Raw genomic sequence first — 18,916 nt, forward strand, 5'->3', positions numbered from 1 at the left:
CGTCCATCATACGCAGCGCACTCAGTTTTTGTTCGATCGAATGTCGACTTCTCGCCATAAAAAAACACTCCCCAATCAGATAAACAGATTTGTTATTTCATCTGTCTACCTATTGGGGAGCATATCAACGTCGACGGGTCTCGGTTATCTCGCATCACATCCGCCACCGGACATCCTGCCTGCTCTAACTCCGAGACGATGCGCGTATAATCCTCATCGTTCCGGTTCTGGCTCAGCTTGAACGCCGCCTGCATTTCATCGATATCGATACGGAAACCGACGACGCCATGTTTTTGCCGTTGCACCGGCTCAGATAACTCCTCCCAGACGACGGCGTTCTCTCTCTCCCCTTCATGGTCACGGAGCAGTCCGACCAGGTCTTCCTCGAGTTGTTCCGCGTTTAAGAGAGTCGCCTTCCCATACAGATGGACGGCCTGATAGTTCCACGTCGACACGTCCTCGTGGCCATACAACGACGCCGAGATACAGGCGTTCGTTCCTTGGACGATAATGAGCACGGTCTGGTCTTCGATTGACTGCCATTGCGGGTTGTTTTTGGCAATATGCGTCGTGAACCAGATGTGATCACCTTCATGGTGAATTCGGAGCGGCACGTGTGTCGCGTGCGGCTTCTGCCCATCATGTGTGACGACGGTGCCGAACGGATGGGCTTTCAAAAAAGCGTGGACTTCTTCAGCGTCGTTGACGGCATATAGTTTTGGAACGTACATCGAATTCCTCCTCCATTGTTAGCTAGCTTACAAACAAAGCGACCGATGACATGGTAGGATTGCCTCCTCGAAACAACATAGAGGAGGAACCCCAGTGGCTACACTTTTCAACTTACGCGACCAAGCCCCAAACTTCAACTTACCGGACGTATCCGGTGACACGTTCTCACTCACAGACTCGATTGAACGGCACGATGGTTGGCATCTCATCATCTTCTTCCGTGGTGCCTGGTGTCCGGTCTGTGTCCAAGATTTGAAAGAACTCGAGATCCAACAAGGCTACTTCCGCGATAAAGGCATTCGGCTCGTGACGATCTCGACCGACCGCGCCGAGGACTTGAAGCAAATGGCCGACGACAATACGCTCAGCTTCCCTGTCCTCCGAGACGAGTCGCTCGAGACGCTGCTCGATTACGGCGTTCAGTACCATGGCGCCGACGCCCCGTACGCCGACCACGGCGAGCACGGGGAACCGGCTTACTTCCTCATCGACGAGACTGGGCGTCTGTTGTATCAACAGATTCAGACGAGCCCGTTCGGCCGACCGACCGCGACCGAGCTCCGGAAAATCGTCCAGTACATCAAAAAGAATCTGAAATGACAAAAAAGACGTCCATTACGACGTCTTTTTTTCTAAATTGTAAGGCCGGTTACAGAAATCAAAATCTATTCGCTATACACTTATTGTATCAAATTAAAAGGAGTGAGGAAGATGAAACGGTATGTGGTCAACGGTGTGATTGGCGGGGTCATCGGCGGGATCTTATTTGGTCTACTGATGCAGATGATGGGCATGATTGGAATGATCGCCAGCATGGTCGGGAGCGAAAGTCTCGTCGTCGGTTGGATCGTCCATATGATCATCAGCATCATCTTCGGCGTCACGTACGGATTAGGTCATTTGGTCATCTCAAACGTTTGGGCGCTCGCCGTCTTGTTCGGCATCGGCATTTGGATCGTCGGTCCGCTCGTCATCATGCCGCTCATGATGGGCATGGGGACGAACCTCGCGAACGCGTTCGCACCGGATCAGCTGATGAGTCTCGTCACGCATCTGTTCTTCTCGTTCATCTTGGCCATCGTCTTCAAACTACGCACCGAAAAACAAGTCGTGCCGAAAGCGGCAACTCGTTAATAAAGGGCAGCGTATGAACAGCACGACGGAACAGCAATTTGCGCAAGCATCTCCATAGCGCGAACGCGAAGACGCCAGGTGAAGTCACCCGTTTCCTAACCGAACACGTCACAATATGACAAAAGGGAGTCACCCTGCTCCCTTTTTTCGCCTGTTCACTTTGTCAGTAGCTCGAGTTCGTCCCATAACTCGTCTCCCGTGAAGACCCTGGTCTCGTTCACGAGTGCCGGGGTGACAAGTTCGCGGTTCAAGTTGATCAATTCTTCGGCAAAGCGCTGTTCTTCGAATAGATTTTTTTCGACGAACGGGATTGCTAATTCGTCTAAGCGCAATTTGACACGGTGACACCGTGAACAGCCGTCGATCGTATAAAGTTCGAGCACGAGACTCCCCCCTTTTTCCTCATTCTATCGCTTATAATCAAGAGAGACAGTAAGACAGATTACACGAAAGCGAGGTGTGAACGATGGACAAATTGACGTTACTCTCACACATCAGCCTGTTCGACGAGCTGCCGATGCAAGAGTTGAAAGTGATCGATGAGATGAGTAAGATGCGTCCTGTCAAGAAAGGGAAAGTCATCGTCTCCCCGGACGCACCGATCCCGGCGTTGTTCCTGTTGAAAGAAGGACAAGTCCGGCTGTATCGGATGAATCAGCACGGCAAACAGTTCACCGTCGACATTTTGACGAGCGGCAATATCTTCGGTGAGACGGCGACGCTCTCGTTGACCGACGATGACTTGTACGCCGAGGCGATGACGGACACATATCTTTGTACGATCGGGGTCGATGAGTTCGAGCAATTTATCGAAAAGAATCCGAAGATCGCCTTGAAGCTGATCAACATCCTGTCCGTGCGACTTAAGGAAGTGTACGCGCTCAGTGAAAAGATTGCTTTGACCGACGTGAAGTACCGCATCTTGTTCCTGCTCCTCAAGTTGAGCGAGAAGAGCGGTGAACGCAAAAAAGAATGGCAGACGATCAACATGAAGCTGACTCACGCCGATATCGCCGCCATGGTCGGGACGACACGGGAGACGACGAGCGTCATCATGTCTAACTTGAAGAAAGACGGGTATATCAAAAAGGGACTGCGTCTCTCGATCCACGCGGACAAGGTCCACCAGGCGCTAGACGAACTTTAGGAGGGGATTATTTGATAAAAGCATTCGTATTCGATGTGTACGGGACGCTGTTCGATGTCCATTCCGTCAAGGCGGCGTGTGACGAACAGTTCCCCGGGAAAGGTGACCCGATCAGTCAGACGTGGCGCACGAAACAACTCGAATATTTCTTCATCCGTCAGATTTCGGGCCGCTACGAAGACTTCTCGGTCGTCACGCGTGACGCCTTGCGTTACGCCTTAGCGGCGGCCGACGTGACCGCATCTAGCGACGTCGAGGACACGCTCATCGCCACGTATGCGGAACTCTCACCATATGAGGAAGTCGAGGACGTGTTGAAGCAGCTACAGGACAATCAGACCGTCGTCTTGTCGAACGGGACCGCTGACATGCTTGAACAATTGATCGCGAACGCGTCGTTCACCGAACTGTTCGACGAACTCGTCAGCATCGACGGTGTCAAACAGTTCAAGCCGTCACCTGCCGCCTATATGAGCTGGTTCAAGACGACCGACTTGAAGCGGGACGAGGTGCTGTTCATGTCTTCGAACGGCTGGGACATCATCGGCGCCAAGAACTTCGGCTTCCAGACGGCGTGGATCAATCGTGACGGCAAGCCCTTCGAAACGATGGATGTGCGTCCAGACGCGGTCTACGACGACTTGACCGGAATTTTGGAATGGAGAACTTCGTAACGTCTTGCTTTTGAGAAGGAGGAATCGTGATGAAGGCACTATTTTTGAACTGTTCGTTGAAAAGCGGAGACACGGTATCGCATACGGAAGGTCTGATGAAAGACATCATCCCCCACTTTGACAAACTCGGCGTCGAGTCAGAGATCGTCCGCGTCGTCGACTACGATATCGCTTTCGGGGTGACCGAGGACGAAGGGGCTGGCGACGAGTGGCCGCAACTCTTCGACAAAGTGAAAGCCGCCGACATCCTCATCATCGGGACGCCGCTTTGGCTCGGGGAGAAGAGCAGCGTCGCCACCCAAGTGATCGAACGGCTATACGGCGGGAGCGGGCTGAAAAATGAACACGGTCAAGCCATCTACTACAACAAAGTCGGCGGTGTCGTCGCAACGGGCAACGAGGACGGGGCGAAACACGCCTGTGCCTTAATCCTGTACGGTCTGTCCCATATCGGCTTCACCATCCCGCCGAACGTCGACGCGTACTGGGTCGGCGAAGCCGGTCCAGGCGACTCGTACCTCGACGCCGGCCGCGACAACGCCTTCACGAAAAAGAACGGACGGGTTTTGGCGTATAACCTCTATCATTTCGCGAACATGTTGAAACAACATCCAATCCCGGCTGAAGGCAACATCATGCCGTGACCGACCAAGGCGATGAACTGGCTAATGGCAAGGCGATGGCGAAGATTTTACGAGGAGGTGACGTGTGATGGATTACACGACACTCGTTGACGATAAACGGCTCGACAGCTTTATCCGCTTGATCGACGTGATCGATGCGAACTTGCCGGACGGCTTTGAGAAGACGACCGACGGGAAAGGTGTCCATTACGTCGTGCCGCTGTCGATGTACCCGCCCGGTTATCACGTGACGCCGGGCACCCCGTTGCCGTTTATAAGCGTCATCGCCCAGAAGAATCACGTCGCCTTGTATCACATGGGCGTCTACGCCGACGAAGACGTGTTTCGTTGGTTCGAGCAGGCGTACGCTGAACGAGTGCCGACGAAGCTCGACATGGGCAAGAGCTGCATCCGTTTCAAAAACGTATTGCATATCCCGTACGACTTGATCGGCGAGCTCGCCGCGAATATGACGCCGGAGCGCTGGATCGAGCTATATGGAGGAAACCGGAGATGACCGCGTTGGTCGTCTCTTTTTTTCGGCACATTTTGTAAGCTTGGTTACCGCCCCTGAATCGCCCGCTATTGTATGCTGAGAAGAGATACTCGTCGAAAGGAGGACCCGTTATGCCACGCCCGCTCAAAATCAGTTTGATGCTCGTCCTGTTCGGGACGATCTTTTACATCACCCATTTCCATTACGAGCTTCGCCCGTCCGACGTCCGGGACATCGTCTTGTCGTTCGGCTGGTGGGGACCACTCGTCTTCTTCTTGATCTATGCGATCGGCCCGCTCGTGTTCTTGCCGACGTCCGTCTTATCGCTCGGCGCCGGTCTCGCATTCGGTGTCTGGCCCGGTGTCCTCTATATCCTGTTCGGTGCGACCGCGGCGGCGGTGACTGGCTACGTCATGGCCCGGCTGTTCGGACGTTCGGTGCTCAAAGTCGAGAAGTATCCGTGGTCGGAGAAACTGTTCGCCCAGATGGAGGCGCGCGGCTTTTTATACGTGTTCGTGCTGCGCCTGATCCCGCTCGTCAGTTTTGATCTGCTCAGCTACGCCGGCGGTATCGCGAAAGTGCGGTTCAAGTCGTTCCTGCTCGCGACCGTGCTCGGGATGATCCCCGGGACACTCGCCTACAGTTTTTTAGGGGCTAGCCTCGCTTCAGGGAGCGTGACGACGATCTTCATCGCCGGGCTCGTCTTCGTCAGTCTGCTAGGCGTCACCTACTATTTCCGGAATCCGGTCAAAAAGTGGCTCGGGCTAAACTAAATCTTATTTCCTTATCGTGAAAAAAGGCGATGGAGCGTGCTTCTCTTTTGTCATACAATCAGAAATGGAAATTAGTTCCACACCTAAAAAGTATGCAAGGAGACAAGGGCACGATGAAGAAATGGTTTCTCAGTTTTCTAATTGTCTGTTTCGTAGTAAGTAGCGTCCATCCTACACTCGCGAAAGGAAAAGGTAAGCGCTACGATGACAAGCAAATCGTCTATTTGACGTTTGACGATGGCCCTAGGGCAGAAACACTTGCCCTGCTGGACGTGTTAAAAAAGCATCAAGTGAAAGCGACGTTCTTCATTCTCGGTAAAAACGTTAAAGGCAACGAAGAAACGTTGAAACGAATCGTCGCCGAAGGCCATACACTCGGTCTCCACAGCATGTCCCACGATAAAAAACGGTTTTACAAATCGCCGCAATCCGCTGTCGACGAGATGAAGCAAGTACAGCAACTCATCCTCAAGACGACCGGCGTGAAGACGAGCACGATTCGAGTCCCCTACGGAAGCGTACCCCATATGACGAAAGCGCATAGGGATGCCATGGAGAAAGCCGGATTTCACATGTGGGATTGGAACGTCGACAGCCTTGACTGGAAACGTAAAGACGATCCACGCCTACTCCAATACGAAACGATTCGTCACGTGCGCATCAATCGAGCGAATAACATCGCCTCGGTCGTCTTGATGCACGATCAAGCAACCCCACCCGCATCGCTCGACTACATCATCCGCCACTTGAAAAAAGAGCAGTACTCGTTCCGGACGACAGTCAGCGTCACCGAACCGTACAACTTCTACAATAAATGGAAAACGAATACGCAACGCAAATAAGGTAGGGAGCACGAATGCTCCCTACCTTATTTAGACGTTGAATCGTCTCGTCATCTCACGCATCTCGTCTGCCATATTCGACAGTTCTTGCGCCGACGCCGTGATTTCTTCCATTGATGCCATCTGTTCTTCCGTCGCCGCCGATGAGTTCTCGGTCTCGGTCGCCGTCGTCTCGGTGATGCCTTGAATCTCATGCACCGACGTCAACACCTCGGTCGCACCTGCCGCCATCTCTTCGACAGCACCAGACACTTCCTCGACTTTCTGGCTCACTTCTTCAATCGCGAGCTTAATCTCATCGAACGCCGTCCCTGCCTGTTGGACGTTCGTCACGCTATGCGCCATATCGCCTTCGACGACGTGCATCGTTTTGACGGCTTGTTTCGTCTCCGTCTGTGTGTCCGTGATCAGCGACGCGATCAACTTCGTCGCGACGGCCGACTCTTCGGCGAGCTTTTTCACTTCAGAGGCGACGACGGCGAACCCGCGTCCATGATCGCCGGCCCGGGCCGCTTCGATGGCCGCATTCAACGCCAGCAAGTTCGTCTGCTCGGCGATGCCTGAAATCGTTCCGGTGATCGTCCCGATTTCTTGGGAACGGACGTCGAGTTGGCCGATGACGTGTTGGAGTGTTTTGACTTTCCCACTCATCTCCTCGAGCTGTGTCTCGAGCGTCTCGATCAAGTCATTCCCGGTACCGACTTTCCGGAGCGCCCCTTCCGAAAGCTCTGTCATCTGTTGGGCGCTGCCCGAGACATGATGGATCCCGTTCGTCAGTTCCGTCAGTGTGCCGTTCGATTCTTTCACCCGCGTCAATTGACGGAGCGAGCCTGACGCGATTTCTTCCATCGTGACGGCGACCATCTCAGTCGCTTTCGTCGTCTCTTCGACGTTCGATTTCAAATCATCGGACGACGTCGCGACGCGTCCGGCGGTCGACGTGACATTCCCGATCAACTCCCGGAGACTATCTTTCATCTCATTGAACGAAGTCGAGAGGGAACCCAACTCATCCCGTGACACATATGTGCTCTCAACCGTCAAATCACCGGCACCGGCCTGGCTCATCAGTCTGTTCAACTCACGAATCGGACGGACGATGAGACGCGTGATGTAGATGCCAAGCGCAATCGATAGCGCTCCGCCGAGCGCGACGAGTGCCCAAAAGGTGAGGACGGACCGCTCGCGGTCCGTTTGCATCGCCGCACTCGCCGTCTCGGCTTCTTGATTGATTTCGTCCATGATGACAGTGGCCGTCTCGACTAGGTTTTGCCGGACCGGTCTCAAGTCGTTCATGTAGACGCGATAGGCCGCCGCGTCCTCATCACGGAGTGACGGCTGGAGCACTAATTCAGAACCTTCAAGGTAGGACACGATCTCGGCGTTCAAGTTTTCGACCTGTCGCTTCATCTCCTCGTCCTTCGATGTGAACGTCTCGTTGAATAGCTCGAGGTTCGTACCGATGCTGTTACGTCGTTCCGCGATGCTCGCTTGCAGTTCTTCATTCCGTGCTGAGTCGGTCGCGAGTATTAATTCGAGCAAATAACCGTCAAGCGCACGGTTGTCGGTCCGAATCTGACCCAAATAGCGAATCGGCAATAGCCGTTCTTCATAGATTTCTTCTCCCGCGTCGGCCATCCGCCCCATCAGGACGTGGCTGAGCGCCGCCACAACGACGAGCGTCGCGATAAACACGGTAATCAATACCGCAAGTTTTTTGGACATGTTCAAATTTTTCATGGTCATACCCCCTATTTGTTTTATCGTAGGTGAGGGGGAGATTGTGAAGTTGTTTCCCTGAAGTGTTGACCTGTTTTAGCATTTTTCAAGCGATGAATCTGCTTTCTCTGTCTTTTCTGCCTCGATTTCTGGCGAGCCTGCAATTTTAGTGTCAGCTCGAAGCACGGGCTAACTAAAAAACAGACCACGAATTCGAATTCGCGGTCTGTTTTTATAGCGTTGCGATAAGTTGTTTGAGTGCCTCACGGATCGGCGTGACCGGACGACCGAGCACACGTTCGAAATCGGTCGATTCGACCTCGAGTGACCCATTTTGGATGCTTTCTTGGATGCCGACGACGATCGGGATGGCGAAATCCGATACACCGGCACCACGCATGACGTCGCCGTAAGCATCGGCCGTCACTTCTTGGAGCGGAACGTCTCGCCCGATGACATCGCTGAGCGCCTCGACGAGTTCTGCTTGGGTATGGAGCGGACCAGACAGCTCATAAATCTCTGCTTCGAAGTCGTCAGCGAGAAGGACGTTCGCTGCGGCTTCGGCGTAATCTTGTTGTGGCGCCCAACCGACTTTGCCGTCACGTGACGCGCTGACCCACGGTGCACCGGCAAGCGCCCCTTGGATGTTGCCGAGTTCGTTCTCTAAATACCAGTTGTTGCGCAGGAAAGCGTGGGGGATGCCCGTCGCTTCGATTGCCGCCTCGGTCGCGACGTGCGGCGGTGCCATCAAGTTTTGGCTGTCGGTCGCGTTCGCGAGGCTCGTATAGACGATAAAACCGACGCCGGCCTGTTTCGCTGCCTCGACTGCGTTTCCGTGTTGACGAATCCGTGTGTCGTTGTCCCCGTCCGTCGAGATGATCAGCAGTCTTTCGACGCCGCGGAACGCCGTATCGAGCGTCTCTCGTTTGTCAAAGTCCCCGTGACGCACATCGACGCCTTTCGCTTTCAACGCTTCCGCTTTCTCCGGGTTGCGGACACTGACCGCAAGTTCGCTCGCCGGAATGGACTCGAGTAATACATCGACGATTTTTGATCCGAGTTTTCCGGTCGCACCTGTGACTAAGTATTTCATGATTCATTTCCTCCTTCTCAATTTGTGGTCGAGTCAGTTACACCTGCTGTATTTGTCACTTGGTTGTTCCCTGTTAAGCTGAGAGTGTAACCAGTCTGCTTATATGATTGTTCCGGAGGTGGTCGCCAATGACGATTAGAAGCCGTAAAAACAAGTTCTAATGACCTCAAAATTTTAAATTCGTGCAAATTCGGTTATATTATCTATATAGATTTCAAACGAGGAGGAATTAGACACATGTCTGAACTTGAACTACCCCCACCTACGCTGCGCTTGGAGGTGAGGGATTCCTGAGTTATCCGGTCTAACGACCGAAACCTGATCAGGCTAACCCCGTCGTCCCGACGGTTGAAGAGGCCAGGATGCGTTCGGCTTCTCGTTTGAGATTGAGTCCTGCGTTGACATCGCGGTCGTGGTGGACGCCGCAGTTCGGGCACGTCCATTCACGCAAGCCGAGATGTTTCACGTCTTTGTGTTGATGGCCGCAACCTGAGCAGAGCTGGCTCGAGGCGAACGTCTTCCCGACCTTGACGACGGTCTTCCCGTACCAGTCGGCCTTGTATGCGAGCATGCGGAAAAACTCCGACCAACCGACGTCGGAGATGGCCTTGCTCAATTGGCGGTTTTGCTGCATGTCCTTCACCTGCAGCGTCTCGATCCCGATGACGTCGTGGTTTTTGACGATCTCGGTCGACACCTTCTGCAGGAAGTCGTTGCGCTTGTTCGCGATTCTCTCGTGGATGCGCGCGACCTTGCGCTTCTGCTTCTGATAGTTCTTCGCCTCGGACAATTTTACGTTCTTGTTCAGGGCGATGAGCTGACGGCGGGACAGCTTGCGCTGCTCACGTGCCAATTTTTTCTCGAGCGTGCGGAAATGGCGGTCGTTCGGGTACACCGTCCCGTCCGACAAGATTGCGAAGTGCTTCAGACCGACGTCGACGCCGACCGAGGAGCCGGTTTGAGGAAGCGGCTCGATGTCCTGCTCGACCTTCAGGGAGACGAAGTACTTGCCCGTCGCATTCCGGCGGATCGTGGCGCTGAGGATCCGACCCTCGACCCGTCTCGAGTTGGCGAACCGGACCCACTTCAGCTTCGGCAGTTTGAGCCGGTTCCCGGCGATCGACACCTCGGGCTGCTGCGACTTGCCCTGGATGTTCGTCGTGTACGACTGGACCGGGTTGCGCTTCGACTTGAAGCGCGGGTGCCCGTTCTGCTTCGTGAAGAAGCGGTCATAACCGTCGGCCAGGTGCTTCAACGACCACTGCAGGGCCGTGCTGTCCACTTCTTTCAGCCACGCGAGCTCCTCTTTCATGGATGGGAGCGCGTCGGAACACGCGCCGTAGGACAGTCCTGCCCCGCTCGCCTGGTACGTCTCGTCCCACTTCGCCAGGAAATGGTTGAAGACGAAGCGGGCGCAGCCGAGCGTCTTGGCGATCAGGACCTCCTGTTCCTCGGTCGGATAGATCCGAAATCTGTACCCTTTGTGTGTCGACACGCCGTTCACCTCCTCTAGGTATTTATACCCAGAAAAGTTCGTGGCGATTCATCGCCCACTTTCGCTGGGGCTTCGCCCTGGTCGCTTAGAAGCGGGCGTATTCTCGCCTATTTTTGATAAACAAAACGGTAAGTATGACCGCATCATCGATCAAGTTGCGGCCAAGGCGAAAGAAGTCACCGGGAAAATGAATGATAATAAAACTACCGGTCAACGAAGCGGCGATGGACACTCTAACTCTTTGACGGACAAACTGAAAGGCGTCCTTAATCAATTCCAAAATCCTAAAAAATAAGCGAAGAGATTGGGATATACCCAACCGATTTCAAAGAATTTAATATGAAGCGGCCACCGTAAGCGACTTGTTCGCTCATGGTGGCCTCTTTCTATTCGATTTACTCGATAATTCCAGCTCAATTTCTAAAAAACTGTCATGTCAACTCTTGCCTCATCGCTCCGTACTTAATAAAACACCGTGCTAACGATATATCACAAAGATGCCAATCCGATGCGCTCGCCACGGTTTTTCATGTGTATACTAGATAAAAAAACTTTAGGAGGCCTCATGGACTACACATCGACAGACCCTACTTGAAGCAAAACGACAAATCGACTCGATTATTCACAAATTGGACGAGACAGTGGCAACCCTCGAGGCGAAAGCGCAACCCGAACGCTACAAATCACAACTGACGCTAGCCAAACGGCGAATCAAAGCGCTCACGTTGGCCGCCGCGCTCATCGAAGAAAATTTACGGATCCGCTAACCGTCGAGTCTAGATGGCCCTCGTTCTTCTCACGTTTCTCAAGCTATGATGAGACAGAAGACGCTGGCTGATCTCTAGTACGGAGCCCTCCTGTTGTCTCACGAATGTAGTTCAACATGAGGTAGTCCTTGGCGCTCATACTCCCAGCGTCCGAGCTGCTCTAAAATCGGAAAGAGCGATCGACCTTCTTCTGACAACTTGTACTCGACGCGAGGGGGAATTTCCGAATATACGGTCCGAATGATCAATCCGTCGTGTTCGAGCTCCCGCAACTGCCGTGTCATCGTCCGTGGCGTCGCCTGTGGGAACAAGCGGCACAGCTCGTTGAAGCGCTTCGTCCCGAGCGTGCCGAGCCGATGAAGAATCAACATCTTATATTTCCCGGAAATCTTTTGCACGATTGTTTCAACTGGACACTCCTGCATAGGATTCACTCCTTTAGTATCTTTAAAGATAGTATATGACAGAATTGTGCGTACTTCTAATTATATACGTGAACGGGTACGCTAAACATATCTACTAACAATGAAGGAGTGAGCGAAATGAACATCGCACTATTTGGAGGGAGCGGGCGAACGGGTCGTGAGTTGATCGCCCAAGCACTCGAACAAGGCCATGACGTGAAAGCGCTCGTCCGGACGCCAGAAAAACTCGGCATCACCCACGCCCGGCTCACAGTTATCCGCGGAAATGCCGAAAATCGGGCGGACGTCTTCCGGACCGTCGAAGGAACGGACGCTGTCGTGATGGCACTCGGCCACACGAAGACGTCGAACAAAGATATCCTCGAAAAAGCGACGTCACACGTCGTCGCCGCGATGCATGAGTACGGTGTGAAACGGGTCATCAACTTGACCGGCGCGACCGTCAAAGTACCAAAAGACGTCAAACAGAAGTTTATGAGCCGTTTTGCCGAGACGCTCATGAAGACGCTCGCGAGCGATCTGCTTCGCGATAGTTATACGCAAAAAGGGATCCTTGAAGCGAGCGGGCTCGATTGGACGGTCGTCCGTTGTCCTCGTCTGTCAGAAGGTCCGAAGACAGAGCAGTATCGGACCGGTTATTTCGCTTTCGACAAACCGATGATTGACCGGGCCGATGTCGCCCACTTTATGCTCGATGAAATCGAGGCACGGCAATATGTTCATGACTATCCGCTGATTGGAAACTGACAGACGTGGCCGCTTTATTCGGCCACGTCTGCTTTCGCTTCCTCTTCTTTTTGCTCCAACTCTTCGATCAACCGCTTCATCTCGGCGATCTCGCGCTCTTGTGCCTCGATGATTTCTTCTGACAATTGCTTCACGCGCGGGTCTTCAATCTCCGCCCGCTCGCTCGTCAAGATGGCGATCGAGTGGTGCGGAATCATCGCTCTCATCCAACTGACGTCATCGACCGTCGTCTGGCTGCGGACGAGCCAAAGCGACAGCGCGAACACGAGCGCACTTGCCCCTAAGATGATGGCATTCAGTTTCTTGTTTTTGTACATCCCCCACATAAAGAGCAACATGACGAACGCCATGACCGATCCCATGATGAGTGCCATATAGAGCCGCGTCTGACTGAAGAAGATGTGGTCGAGCTGGTACACATTCAAAAACATGAGCCAGTACATAAGGAACGTCGACACTAAAATCATTAATCCAAATTTCATGTAAGCTTTCATCGTTCTCTCCCGCCTTTCTATAATTTGCTTCTACGTATTTCTTTTCCTGTTCTTTTTTTTTTGAAACACCATTATTCACCCCTCTGAGCCCACACTTCTTCCATGACATCTCTCGCCCATCAATTGTTCGATCACCTCGGCATGTCGGCCGGTTTGATCGGGACGCTCAACGTCACACCTGGAAGGCATGGACGGTACGACCGCTACTATCGATTCCGTCGAAGAGACGACCGTCTATATGATTGACTTCACTTTAGAGTCTGGCGAGAAAGTGACCAATCATAAGTGGGTCACAGAGGACGAACTGTCCGCTCAATGAAGCAAGAAGAATATGTATATGCGCAAACGGCCACACCCTTTTAAAAAGGATGTGGCCGTTTTGTTTGCACATAGTCAGACAAGGCGACTATGTTACTTGATGCTTGTGAAAGAATTGCGAACTTTAAGAATAAATTTCAATATATTTTTTTGAAATATAAATGACATATTTAATTATATTTTTTGATGGTAAAATTCCTAAAGAAGGTTAAGAAAAACATCGTTCCGTCGCCCTGTTAACTGATCGAAAGGATTTACCAAAAAATGAAAAAACAATTAATGACAATTACTCTCGGCGCACTTCTCGTTTCCGGTTTGACGCTTCAAACGTCAACACCGGTAGAGGCAGCCACTTCTTATAAAGTCAAAATCACAACGAACAGCTTGAACGTGCGGACGGGTCCATCGACCGCCTACAAAAAAGTCGGCAGCGCCAAGCTCGGTCAATCGTTCACGTATCTAGGGGCGACCGGCTCATGGACGAAAATCAATTACAACGGCAGCACGAAATATGTAGCGAGTACATATGTCAAAAAATATAGCGGTACGGCATTGAAGGCGGCCACGGCGGCTAAATTCATCATGCCGGCGAAAGGCCGATTGTCGCAAGGGTATGGCCCGGCGAGCGGAAAGTACGGTTACACGTTCCATAACGGCATCGACATCGCGGCCGTCAAAGGGACACCGATCCAAGCGGCCGCTTCCGGTCAAGTCATCGTCGCCCGAAACTATGGCGCCTACGGGAACCACGTCATGATCTCGCATACGATCAACGGCCAAGCGTACACGAGCGTCTATGCCCACATGGATCGGTTGAACGTCGTCAAAGGCCAATCGATCTCGAAAGGCGCGAACATCGGGACGATCGGGAATACCGGCAACTCGTTCGGGAGCCACCTCCACTTCGAGATCCATAAAAATAAGTACGTCTATAGCGGCTCGACAGCCGCCAACAGTGTCAACCCGTATACGTTATTCTAAAAAATACACCTTCATCCGCTAAAGGATGAAGGTGTATTTTTTAGCGCCGGAACGTATCTACGTGATCACGTGCGAACTCAGCAAACGAACGTGGCTTCTCCCCGGTCAACCGTTCAAAGTCGTCCGTCACCGCCTTCGCCGTACCGAGCCGTGTCATGAGATAGAGCGCCATCGTCACATTCACATACGCTGGATCCAGACCACGTTCCTGAATATAGTGTGAGCGATAGCGTAGCATGCTCGGCTTGGCGTACGTGATGCGCCGCCCGGTCAGAATCGTCAATTGGTTGGCGATGTCGACATAATCGAGCGCCTCGGGTCCGGTGAGCGTATAGGCCGTGTTGCGATGTGACTCCGGGTCGGCTAAGACGTGCGCGATCGCCTTGCCGATATCCTCGGCGTCGATGAAGCTGACTTGACTGTTACCGGCCGGGATGAAGATCTCGTCGTCTTGACGGATCTCCTCGGCGTGGACGCCGGTCACGTTCTGCATGAAGAAACCTGGCCGGATATGAACGGATGGAACACCTGATTGCTCGATGTACTTCTCGATCTTATAGTGGGGCGGGAACGGATTCGTCTCGACGCCCATGAGTGAAAGAAAGGCGACGAGTCGAATCGAACGTTCGGCCATCGCCTCAATGAACGGAACGAACACGTCCGCGTCCCCGATCTGTGGCGGACGCATCAAAAAGACGCGATCGACCCCGTCGAGCGCCGCTTCGTATGTGTCCGGATTTTCAAAATCGAGTTCGACGTGTCGTGCCGCCATCGGGAAGCGCCGCTGCAGCTCGTCCACCCTGCTCCCGGCCGCGACGACGGCTTCCCCTCGATTCTCTAAATACTTCACAACGTATTGTCCGACGTTCCCGGTCGCACCGGTCACTAAAATCGCTTGCTTCATCATATCGCCTCCTCTTCTCATTGTCGTACAGCTTCGTCTGTTTGTGTTTGAACAATTTGTGCCGACCGTCCCGATTTCCTCTCATTTTTAGGTAGGTCCATGGACTATATAGGGAAATACTGCACAATGTCGTATAATAGAGACAGATCAATCGACATCGTAGAGAGGAGGCCGACGCATGGACCGAAACCGATTTTATCGTTCATCCGCAAGGCACGGCCGAACACGTCCAAAACGAGCCATCCCGAACTATTCAACACGACGCTTGCCGCACTCTCCCATCGCTTCACTCATCGAGGAAGTGCAGGATGCCGTCTGTTATATCGATTTTACCCGCAACCACCTGTATACGAACCAACCGCTCCGTGCCTTCTGTCCGTCGCTGACGACACGGCGCTTCAGCGATTTCAAGACCTTGAGCCGCTTCTTCCATGATGTGTTCGAACGGAACGGGGCCGACCCGGTTGCCGTGACGTCTTTTTGGGAAGAATTGCTCGACAATCGCTTCGGCTGCTGTCCGAGTATGAAACCCCACTATTTCCAGCTCGGCGACCGGACGCTGCAACTCATCTTGAACTTCACCTATACCCCGCGCGGCGTGTTCATCCTCTGGCGCGACGAGACCGAAGCGCGCCGGTTCGAGGAGCAGAAAGACTCATTTTTAGCCGAGCTGTCGCACGAGTTCCGCTCACCGCTCACCGCCATCAGCGGCTACACCGAACTGCTCATGTACCAACATACCGATAACGAAAAGACGCACGGCATGCTGACGCTCGTGAAGCGAGAAGCGGAGCGACTCGAACGGCTCGTCGATAACTTCCTCGACTATCAACGCGTCAACTACTCCGCGGACTTGCTGACGCTGTCGACGTTCGCACTCAAACCGGTTCTTGAAGGCATTGTCGCCCATTATGAGACGACATCCCCCAATCACCAGGTCGTCTTGTCCACTTGCGACGCGACGATCGAGGCCGACCAGGAGAAGTTGTTGCAACTGCTTCACAACTTGATCGGCAACGCCATCAAGTATTCACCGAAAGGCGGGACGATCCGAATCACGGGCTCGATGGACGATACGACGCTCGTCTTATCCGTCCGTGACCCAGGCATCGGTATCCCTCCTGAGTCCATCCCGTACATCTTTGACGAGTACTACCGGGTCGACTCCGACTCCCACCGTCCGATCAAAGGGACCGGGCTCGGCCTGCGCATCTGCAAACGGATCGCCGAGGCGCACGGCTGGGGCATCCACGCCGACTCCGTGTACGGAGAAGGGACGACGTTCTCGATTTACTTATATGACTGATCAACAAAGGGGCCCGGCAATGTATGCCAGGCCCCTGTTTGTTATGCGACTTTTCGAACCGGTGCGTCGCACTCGAGATCTTGGGCGCGCATCGCTTTGGCGTGCTTGAAGAACAAGCCGAACAATGTCACCGTCCCGACCGTCGCGATGACGTACGGAATGATTCCGTCCATCTTGAAGCCGATCGGTGCCGTCAAGATATAGAACCAGACCGCATACAACATGAACGTCCCCGGGATGAGCGCAATCCAGTAGTTGCGTCCTTTAATGTACAAGTACGTCGCCCCGACGAACAAGGCGATGACCGCCGTCGTCTGGTTGGCCCAGTTGAAATATTGCCAGAGGAGACGGAAGTCGACTTTCGTCAAGATGAACGAGATGGCGAACAACGGGAGTGCGATCCAAAGGCGCGATGCGAACTTCTTCTGCGCGATCTTCATGTAGTCGGCGATGATCATCCGGGCGCTACGGAACGCCGTGTCACCTGACGTGATCGGCAAGACGATGACGCCGAGGATGGCGAGCGTGCCGCCGATGCTGCCGAGCATGAGCGTCGCCACTTCTTGGACGACGAGCGCCGGTGTGCCGGCGTTGATCATCGCGAGCAGTTGACCCGGTTCGAAGATCGCCATCGCGGCCGCTGCCCAGATCATGGCGATGACAGCCTCGACGATCATCATGCCGTAGAAGATGCTGCGGCCATTACTCTCTTTCATCGTCGTCCGCGAGATGATCGGCGACTGCGTCGCGTGGAATCCTGAGAGCGCGCCGCACGAGATCGTGAAGAACAAGAGCGGCCAGATCGGCAAGCCGTCCGGGTGCATGTTCGTGAACGTCATCTCAGGGACCTGATAGCCTTGGGCGAACAGGCTGACGGCGATGCCGACGGCGCTGATCAACAAGAGTGCCCCGAAGAACGGGTAGATGCGCCCGATGATCTTATCGACAGGTAAGAGCGTCGCCAAAATGTAGTAGCCGAAGATGGCGAGGAGCACCCAGGCGAGCGTTGACGCATTACCGTCGAACAAGTTGTTGATCATATTGGCCGGTGACGTGACGAACACCGTCCCGACAAGCAGTAGCAACAAGAGCGCGAACCCGTTGACGACGTGACGGAGCGAGCGACCGAGGAACTTCTCAGCGAGCTGCGGCAAGTGTGCGCCGTTGTTACGGAGCGAGATCATCCCGGTCAAGTAGTCGTGCACCGCCCCGGCAAAGATTGACCCGACCACGATCCAAAGGAATGCGACCGGACCGTAGAGTGCTCCCATGATCGGACCGAAGATCGGACCGACACCGGCGATGTTCAACAGTTGGATCATCGAGTTACGTTTTTTCCCCATCGGTACATAGTCGACACCGTCTTGAGACGCATAGGCGGGCGTCGTCCGTTCCTCCTTGATGCCGAACGTCTTCTCGACGTAACGGCCGTAGACGAGGTACCCGACCAATAATAATCCTAGTGCAATAAAAAATGTAATCATCTTCTCTTCCTCCTATAATATGACCCATGTATGATTTCTTATTGTGAAGTTTATCACAATTAAAATATAACAGGCTTTTCTACGGATGGATAGATGTAATTGCTCACTATTTCACATGAAAATAACAATGTTCATCTTTTAGACAAACGTTGATGTTGAGCCATTTTTATGAAAACGGTTTCTTTTCGAATGAATCATTCCGCTTCCGGGAACAGTCAAAGAGAGACGTAGGGAAAGGATGAATCAAATGAAACGACAACGTGGATATTTAGCACTCCCGGTCGCCGTCGCCTTTATTCTCATCTTCGGACTGTTGTTCGACAACTGGTGGCTCGGTCTCGGCATCGGCATCGCGATGTTCTTCGCTTTTAAAGGAACGAAGAAAAAGGCGTGATGTTGAACTATGTATTCTAATTCGCTGAAATTTTAATAGGGAAATACTATGCTGCATTGAAGTGAGAGGATCAACCATTGATTTGGGTGTTCCTCTTATTTTTAATGCTTTCAGTCATGTGAACCACTAGTAAATCAGTAGTTTGAATACATTGAACCATCTTATTTTTACAGTTTTCTTCAAAAAATATTTTCGGATTTGACAAGTTTTTGCAGTCTGTTACGGTTAAAGTATACTCTGTTGTATTTTGCAATACAAATGTGCACAATAATGCAACGAAAAGTACAGAACTTTGCCAGCTGGGTTTTAGTGTTTCGACAACGCATGCGTGACACGATAACTGTCACCTGTGAAGTTTAGTATGTGAG

Annotated in this window: 23 protein-coding genes and 1 pseudogene; 15 read left to right on the forward strand and 9 right to left on the reverse strand. The window is 52.9% G+C overall.

Going from position 1 to position 18,916, the window contains the following annotated elements; genetic code table 11:
- Positions 1–92: 92 nt before the first annotated feature.
- The gene (locus tag EVJ32_RS15355; protein WP_131459041.1) at positions 93–731 is read right to left on the reverse strand and encodes an FMN-binding negative transcriptional regulator; all 639 of its coding nucleotides are present in this window, start codon (positions 729–731) and stop codon (positions 93–95) included.
- 94 nt (positions 732–825) lie between these two features.
- On the opposite strand from EVJ32_RS15355, the gene EVJ32_RS15360 reads away from it, so the two are divergent.
- Entirely contained in the window at positions 826–1,332 is a 507-nt protein-coding gene (locus EVJ32_RS15360) for a peroxiredoxin family protein (protein WP_131459042.1), read from the forward strand.
- A gap of 111 nt (positions 1,333–1,443) precedes the next feature.
- Positions 1,444–1,866, forward strand: coding sequence for a hypothetical protein (locus EVJ32_RS15365; RefSeq protein ID WP_131459043.1), 423 nt, complete (start codon positions 1,444–1,446; stop codon positions 1,864–1,866).
- Between the two features lie 155 nt (positions 1,867–2,021).
- Here EVJ32_RS15365 and EVJ32_RS15370 read toward each other — a convergent pair whose 3' ends face one another.
- Positions 2,022–2,249, reverse strand: a complete 228-nt coding sequence (locus EVJ32_RS15370; protein ID WP_070328128.1) for a glutaredoxin domain-containing protein — start codon at positions 2,247–2,249, stop codon at positions 2,022–2,024.
- A gap of 83 nt (positions 2,250–2,332) precedes the next feature.
- On the opposite strand from EVJ32_RS15370, the gene EVJ32_RS15375 reads away from it, so the two are divergent.
- The 6 genes from EVJ32_RS15375 (at position 2,333) to EVJ32_RS15400 (ending at position 6,421) form a co-directional block, all read left to right on the forward strand.
- Positions 2,333–3,013: a Crp/Fnr family transcriptional regulator gene (locus tag EVJ32_RS15375; protein ID WP_131459044.1), complete on the forward strand. Its 681-nt coding sequence runs from the start codon at positions 2,333–2,335 to the stop codon at positions 3,011–3,013.
- An 11-nt stretch (positions 3,014–3,024) separates the two neighbouring features.
- Positions 3,025–3,687: a haloacid dehalogenase type II gene (locus EVJ32_RS15380; protein ID WP_131459045.1), complete on the forward strand. Its 663-nt coding sequence runs from the start codon at positions 3,025–3,027 to the stop codon at positions 3,685–3,687.
- A 29-nt stretch (positions 3,688–3,716) separates the two neighbouring features.
- On the forward strand, positions 3,717–4,331 hold the full coding sequence (locus tag EVJ32_RS15385) for a flavodoxin family protein (RefSeq protein ID WP_131459046.1): 615 nt from the start codon (positions 3,717–3,719) through the stop codon (positions 4,329–4,331).
- A 67-nt stretch (positions 4,332–4,398) separates the two neighbouring features.
- Positions 4,399–4,827, forward strand: coding sequence for a DUF1801 domain-containing protein (locus EVJ32_RS15390; protein ID WP_131459047.1), 429 nt, complete (start codon positions 4,399–4,401; stop codon positions 4,825–4,827).
- A 110-nt stretch (positions 4,828–4,937) separates the two neighbouring features.
- Positions 4,938–5,579, forward strand: a complete 642-nt coding sequence (locus EVJ32_RS15395) for a TVP38/TMEM64 family protein (protein ID WP_131459048.1) — start codon at positions 4,938–4,940, stop codon at positions 5,577–5,579.
- A 113-nt stretch (positions 5,580–5,692) separates the two neighbouring features.
- Positions 5,693–6,421: a polysaccharide deacetylase family protein gene (locus tag EVJ32_RS15400; protein WP_131459049.1), complete on the forward strand. Its 729-nt coding sequence runs from the start codon at positions 5,693–5,695 to the stop codon at positions 6,419–6,421.
- A gap of 30 nt (positions 6,422–6,451) precedes the next feature.
- Here EVJ32_RS15400 and EVJ32_RS15405 read toward each other — a convergent pair whose 3' ends face one another.
- The 3 genes from EVJ32_RS15405 to tnpB all read right to left on the reverse strand — a co-directional run bounded on the left by EVJ32_RS15405 (position 6,452) and on the right by tnpB (position 10,728).
- Positions 6,452–8,161 carry a methyl-accepting chemotaxis protein gene (locus EVJ32_RS15405; RefSeq protein WP_131459050.1) on the reverse strand — a complete coding sequence of 570 codons (1,710 nt, stop codon included), beginning with the start codon at positions 8,159–8,161 and terminating at the stop codon, positions 6,452–6,454.
- Between the two features lie 211 nt (positions 8,162–8,372).
- The gene (locus EVJ32_RS15410) at positions 8,373–9,233 is read right to left on the reverse strand and encodes an SDR family oxidoreductase (protein WP_131459051.1); all 861 of its coding nucleotides are present in this window, start codon (positions 9,231–9,233) and stop codon (positions 8,373–8,375) included.
- Between the two features lie 322 nt (positions 9,234–9,555).
- Positions 9,556–10,728, reverse strand: a complete 1,173-nt coding sequence (gene tnpB / locus EVJ32_RS15415) for an IS200/IS605 family element RNA-guided endonuclease TnpB (RefSeq protein WP_131459052.1) — start codon at positions 10,726–10,728, stop codon at positions 9,556–9,558.
- A gap of 40 nt (positions 10,729–10,768) precedes the next feature.
- On the opposite strand from tnpB, the gene EVJ32_RS15420 reads away from it, so the two are divergent.
- The gene (locus EVJ32_RS15420) at positions 10,769–11,023 is read left to right on the forward strand and encodes a hypothetical protein (RefSeq protein ID WP_131459053.1); all 255 of its coding nucleotides are present in this window, start codon (positions 10,769–10,771) and stop codon (positions 11,021–11,023) included.
- A 346-nt stretch (positions 11,024–11,369) separates the two neighbouring features.
- Entirely contained in the window at positions 11,370–11,495 is a 126-nt protein-coding gene (locus EVJ32_RS16460; RefSeq protein ID WP_255569915.1) for a hypothetical protein, read from the forward strand.
- Between the two features lie 98 nt (positions 11,496–11,593).
- Here EVJ32_RS16460 and EVJ32_RS15425 read toward each other — a convergent pair whose 3' ends face one another.
- On the reverse strand, positions 11,594–11,920 hold the full coding sequence (locus tag EVJ32_RS15425) for a winged helix-turn-helix transcriptional regulator (RefSeq protein ID WP_131459054.1): 327 nt from the start codon (positions 11,918–11,920) through the stop codon (positions 11,594–11,596).
- A gap of 117 nt (positions 11,921–12,037) precedes the next feature.
- On the opposite strand from EVJ32_RS15425, the gene EVJ32_RS15430 reads away from it, so the two are divergent.
- Positions 12,038–12,667, forward strand: coding sequence for an NAD(P)-dependent oxidoreductase (locus tag EVJ32_RS15430; RefSeq protein ID WP_131459055.1), 630 nt, complete (start codon positions 12,038–12,040; stop codon positions 12,665–12,667).
- A 14-nt stretch (positions 12,668–12,681) separates the two neighbouring features.
- Here EVJ32_RS15430 and EVJ32_RS15435 read toward each other — a convergent pair whose 3' ends face one another.
- Positions 12,682–13,161 (reverse strand): DUF305 domain-containing protein, encoded by a 480-nt coding sequence (locus EVJ32_RS15435; RefSeq protein ID WP_131459056.1) that lies wholly within the window; start codon positions 13,159–13,161, stop codon positions 12,682–12,684.
- Positions 13,162–13,327: 166 nt separating this feature from the next.
- Between EVJ32_RS15435 and EVJ32_RS15440 the strand changes: the two are divergent.
- Positions 13,328–13,480 (forward strand): annotated as a pseudogene (locus tag EVJ32_RS15440) (DUF1541 domain-containing protein); the annotation flags it as partial.
- Positions 13,481–13,743: 263 nt separating this feature from the next.
- Complete coding sequence (locus EVJ32_RS15445; RefSeq protein WP_131459058.1) at positions 13,744–14,460, forward strand: peptidoglycan DD-metalloendopeptidase family protein; 717 nt, start codon at positions 13,744–13,746, stop codon at positions 14,458–14,460.
- Positions 14,461–14,500: 40 nt separating this feature from the next.
- On the opposite strand, the gene EVJ32_RS15450 is transcribed toward EVJ32_RS15445, so the two are convergent.
- Positions 14,501–15,364 (reverse strand): SDR family oxidoreductase, encoded by an 864-nt coding sequence (locus EVJ32_RS15450; protein WP_236636080.1) that lies wholly within the window; start codon positions 15,362–15,364, stop codon positions 14,501–14,503.
- Between the two features lie 178 nt (positions 15,365–15,542).
- Between EVJ32_RS15450 and EVJ32_RS15455 the strand changes: the two genes are divergently transcribed.
- Complete coding sequence (locus EVJ32_RS15455) at positions 15,543–16,670, forward strand: sensor histidine kinase (RefSeq protein WP_236634158.1); 1,128 nt, start codon at positions 15,543–15,545, stop codon at positions 16,668–16,670.
- A 41-nt stretch (positions 16,671–16,711) separates the two neighbouring features.
- Here the strand turns inward: EVJ32_RS15455 and EVJ32_RS15460 are convergent, their stop codons facing one another.
- Positions 16,712–18,154 carry a carbon starvation CstA family protein gene (locus tag EVJ32_RS15460; protein ID WP_131459060.1) on the reverse strand — a complete coding sequence of 481 codons (1,443 nt, stop codon included), beginning with the start codon at positions 18,152–18,154 and terminating at the stop codon, positions 16,712–16,714.
- A gap of 247 nt (positions 18,155–18,401) precedes the next feature.
- Between EVJ32_RS15460 and EVJ32_RS16335 the strand changes: the two genes are divergently transcribed.
- On the forward strand, positions 18,402–18,548 hold the full coding sequence (locus EVJ32_RS16335; protein WP_201738370.1) for a hypothetical protein: 147 nt from the start codon (positions 18,402–18,404) through the stop codon (positions 18,546–18,548).
- Positions 18,549–18,916 lie beyond the last annotated feature (368 nt).

Source organism: Exiguobacterium sp. SH5S4 (assembly GCF_004337045.1).
Taxonomy (GTDB): domain Bacteria; phylum Bacillota; class Bacilli; order Exiguobacteriales; family Exiguobacteriaceae; genus Exiguobacterium; species Exiguobacterium aurantiacum_A.